At 61.7% G+C, this 256-nt stretch carries 1 pseudogene; it reads right to left on the reverse strand.

The annotated features are described in order from the left end of the window. Positions 1 to 243: pseudogene (locus KVT32_RS30680) on the reverse strand (hypothetical protein); the annotation flags it as partial. Positions 244 to 256: the final 13 nt, after the last annotated feature.

The following is a 256-nucleotide window of genomic DNA, read 5'->3' on the forward strand; positions in this document are numbered from 1 at the left end:
GGGGGAGCAGATGCCCCGGTTCCACATGTCCGGCAAGGTGCTCGTGGCGTTGGCGAAGGGGCCACCGCCTTTCGACAAGTCCTTGTCCAGGCGGTTGCCGAAGCGGTCGGTGCGCTGTCCGTTCTTCGTGCCGGATTCCTTGAATATTTCGCGATATCCCCAGTAGAACGGAATGACCGGGCTATGCGTCCCGGTCTCGGTCTTGCGCTTGAAGAAGACCGCATCCGGATCGGCCTCGACCACGTCCTTGTCCTTG

It is taken from the genome of Achromobacter sp. GbtcB20 (assembly GCF_019091095.1).
GTDB classification, from domain to species: domain Bacteria; phylum Pseudomonadota; class Gammaproteobacteria; order Burkholderiales; family Burkholderiaceae_B; genus Achromobacter; species Achromobacter mucicolens.